This window comes from Protofrankia sp. Cj5, from assembly GCF_917627405.1.
Lineage (GTDB): Bacteria > Actinomycetota > Actinomycetes > Frankiales > Frankiaceae > Protofrankia.
In genome coordinates, this window is sequence record NZ_CAKJTO010000202.1 from 1 (window position 1) to 3784 (window position 3784).

1 protein-coding gene is annotated in these 3784 nt (G+C 67.3%); it reads right to left on the bottom strand.

From position 1 onward, the window contains the following. Positions 1-73: 73 nt before the first annotated feature. On the bottom strand, positions 74-3670 hold the full coding sequence (locus MJ777_RS22495) for a nitrate- and nitrite sensing domain-containing protein (protein WP_370652817.1): 3597 nt from the start codon (positions 3668-3670) through the stop codon (positions 74-76). Positions 3671-3784: the final 114 nt, after the last annotated feature.

The following is a 3784-nucleotide window of genomic DNA, read 5'->3' on the forward strand; positions in this document are numbered from 1 at the left end:
GCGACACCGGGCACCCTCTCGACGAAGTTATTGATCAACCAGTTGAGGTTCTGTGCGTCTGAGCTCATGGGCGTCACATGTCCTCCTGGGCATCCCGGCGAGGGGCGGCGTCCCTGGTGACGTCGCGCCCTTGCCGAACACCTTGATAGAAGCTGGCGAGCCGGCCACCGACTGCTTCCGGAGACCGAGGGGGCGTGTCCGGTGGACGGCGCCGTGGCCCGGGTTCGGCGCTACCCGGCACGAGGTGGGTCATCGGGACCCGCAACGGCAGGCCGGCCCGAGTCGTTCCGCTGGATGCGGGCTGGCGGGCCGCCTCGGCAGCCTGCCAGCCCGCATCACCGGCGGAGGACCAGGAGATCGCCCCGGGGGCGGCGGAAGCCGCCGTGGCGTCGCCGACACCGGTGACCATCGCGCTCGACATCGCCTCTGGTGAATAGGCCGGGGGGAGACCCATCCCCGCACCGGCGCGTACCGGCAGCTCAGGGGACGCCGCATCCTGGCTGGTTGCCGGGGCAGGGTTCGCGAGCCGGCCTGGGGGCGGGAAGGAGGAACCGGGGCGGGTGCTCTCGCCGCCCGCAATCGTGTTAGCACGGCCACCGAGACGGCTCAGCGGTTCTGCCGGGCGTGAGTCAGCACGCTGTACCGCCGGGCCACGGTTGATTGCCGGGCCTGGACGGCGCAGCGGGGACGGCGGTGGCACAGCCCGCCGGGTCGGGAGCGCCGGTGCGGGGGAGCGCCGCTGGAACCAGGCCGATACCGAGTCGAAGATAGGAGTTGTGTCGGCATCGTCCAGCTCGTGTTCAGCACCTTGATCGTCTTTAGCGCTTGCCTGGACGAAGGACGAATCATCCAAGGGGGCGTCGGCCTGATCTGGACTGAAATCGTCAGGCTGGTTGCTGGCCGTCGGCATGGTGCCGGGCGAGCGTCCGCCCTCGTATGCCTCGTATGCCTCGTGGGTCACGGCGGCCCGGCCGAAGGCGGGATCGGCGTTGGCCTTCGGAGCACCCCACACCGTGTCCGGGGCGACGTGATCCGTGGGTTCTGACATCCCGAAGCCGGTGGGGCCCATTGCGGGCTGTCTGTTACCGATCGGCCCGGTGCTGATCGGCCCGGTGCTGATCGGCCCGGTGTCCGATGCGGCCGGCCAAGGCGACACAGTTGGCCCGCGGGGGATCTCATAGCCGTCGCTGGAAGGTCCGGTCGCGGCTGGGAAATCGGTTCCCGACCGGTCGCCGGCGATGATGTTCTGCGGGCCGGTAGCGCTGGACAGAGCGTCCGGCCCTGGCTTCGTACCTCCGAAACGGGTGGAGCCCACGTCCAATCCGCCGCTTCCCGCCTGGCGGAATCCGCTGTCGGCCGGCATCCCGTCCGCTCCGGGACGACGTCCCCGGTCTTGGTCGTCGTGGGACGCCATGTGCGGCGCCGGGGACGGAAGAGGCGGGAATCCCAACTGCGGCTCGACGGATCTCGGATCGCTGCCATTCAACGGGGCATGCCCGTTGAGCTGGGCAGAGCCGTTGGAGAATGCGCTGTCCTTGGCCAGCGTCCTGCCGTTGGCCGTGAAGGTGCCATTGGGCATGGCCGCGGGGAAAGCGTTGTCGGCCGCTGGCCGGCTGCCAACAGATGGGCGACCGCCACCGACGGTACTCGCCGGCCGTGCGGGGGCGCTTGAGGACGGATCACCGGCGACAACTTTGGCTGGTAGCCGCACCACGGCGGTTATGCCGCCGGACGTTGATTCCCGAAGCTGAACGCGAATGCCGTGCCGGGTGGCCAGCCGGCCTACCGCGAACAGGCCCATCGTCCGGGATACCGACACGTCGACGACCGGCGGGTTGGCAAGGCGCTCGTTGACACGCTCGAGGTCCTTGGCCGGCATGCCGATGCCACGATCCTCAATTTCGATCATTGCCCCTGCGCCGGGACCGAGCGAATGGCTGGTGACCAGCACCTCTGTTGCTGGTGGCGAGAACGATGTCGCGTTCTCCAGCAGTTCGGCGATGAGGTGCACGACGTCACTCACCGCGTGTCCGGCGATCGATACCGGGGCCGCGGCCGACTGCTTCACCCTCGTGTACTGCTCCACCTCGGAGATGGCGGCGAGGACGACCTCGTTGAGCGGGACGGGGTGGGTCCAGCGGCGAGCGGTGTCGGTACCGGCGAGGACCAGCAGGCTCTCGTTGTTCCGCCGCATACGGGTGGCGAGGTGGTCGAGTTTGAACAGGTTGGAGAGCTGGTCGGGGTCCTGCTCCCGGTTCTCCAGATCGTCGATCAGCCGTAGCTGCCGTTCGACCAGGCCCTGGCTTCGTCGGGACAGGTTGACGAACATCGCGTTGACGTTGTTTCGCAGGACCGCCTGCTCGGAGGCGAGGCGGACGGCTTCCCGGTGTACCTCGTCGAACGCACGGGCGACTTCACCGATCTCTTCCTCGGTGTCGATACCGACCGGCTGGATGTTGGTGTCGATGTCCTGGTCAGTGGAGTCACGCAGGCGACGGACGGCTTCAGGCAGGCGGCTGCCGGCGATGTCGAGCGCCGCCGCGCGCAGTCCGAGCAGTGGCCGCACCAGGGAGCGGGCCACGACCATTGTCATGAGGAGGGCGGCGGCCAGGATGAAAACGATGAGCAGACCGGCCACCAGCGCCTTGCGCTGAATAGTCGAACGAAGCGTTTGAACCCGGCTGTCGGTGTCGCTGAAAAGGGAGGTCAGGACCTTGTGGTTGAGGTCCATCGTCTGTTGGGTCGACCTCAGCCATTTCTGGGCGTCCAGGTCGAGGGGCTGCCCAACTCGTCCTGTCAGCACGGTCTGCGAGTTGTCGTTGGCCTGCGACACGTCCTGACCGGTAACAGTCGTCCCGTACGAATCGCGCTGCGGGCCGGTTGCCGCGCCCTCGAAGCGGGAAATCTGGCTTTCGCGCTCAGTGTGGAATCCGACGAACGCGCGATAGTCGCTGTTGTCGAACTGCTGCTTCTGTAGAATGCCGTAGACCAGCGCCTGCTGAGCGGCCAGCAATTCCCCGGAGCGGGCAATCGAGTCCGCGCTCACCACGTCCGCCAGCAGCGACCCGTCGTCCTGACCCTGCGGAATGAGGGCAACCAGGTTGACAAGACTGTTGATAATAGTTGTATAGGCCACGGTGACAGTGCCTGGGTCAACTACAGTCAGCGCTGTCGCGCGTACGTTCTGTCGGCGGGACAGCCGGTCGGCGGCTGCTTGGATTGCCGCCCGGGTCTGCTCACTGAAGCCGTTCTGGCGGCCCTTGGCGGTGTCCTCGTAGTCACGGGCGGCCTGATCGACCCGGGCCTGTGCTGCCTTGACCGCGTCGAGGGAACGCTGTTGCCCCGCGCTCGCGACATAGCCGATCGTGTAGGTGCGTTCCCGTTCCAGTTCGAACGTGAGGGTGGTGGCGGCGCGACTGATTTGGATCATGTTACGGACTCTGTTGATCTGCTGAGTGCTGCTGAGGACCGTGTTGGCCCCCTGGGAGGCATTGACCAGGATGGCGATCATTGGAACGGCGAGAATCGCGATCAGTTTGGTCCGGACCCGCCAGTTCGCCGGGGTAGCGACGTTCGCCGCTATCCGCCGCAGGCCGCCGGGGGCCGCCGGGGTAATCGTAGGCGCACCGACGCGATGCCCACCGTCGTCGGCGGGCTCCTCCGGCGTCATTGGGGATGCCGCGGGCGCGTCGACGCCCCTGCTGGCTATCGGTTGTCTGCGCACGTACCTTCGCAACCTCTCCGCCAGCCTCCCGGAACACGTCGTACCAGGATGGCTCGGTAT

Coding starts and splice junctions, on each gene's coding strand:
- MJ777_RS22495 (WP_370652817.1), bottom strand. CDS start 3,670: ATGACGCCGGAGGAGCCCGCCGACGACGGTGGGCATCGCGTCGGTGCG.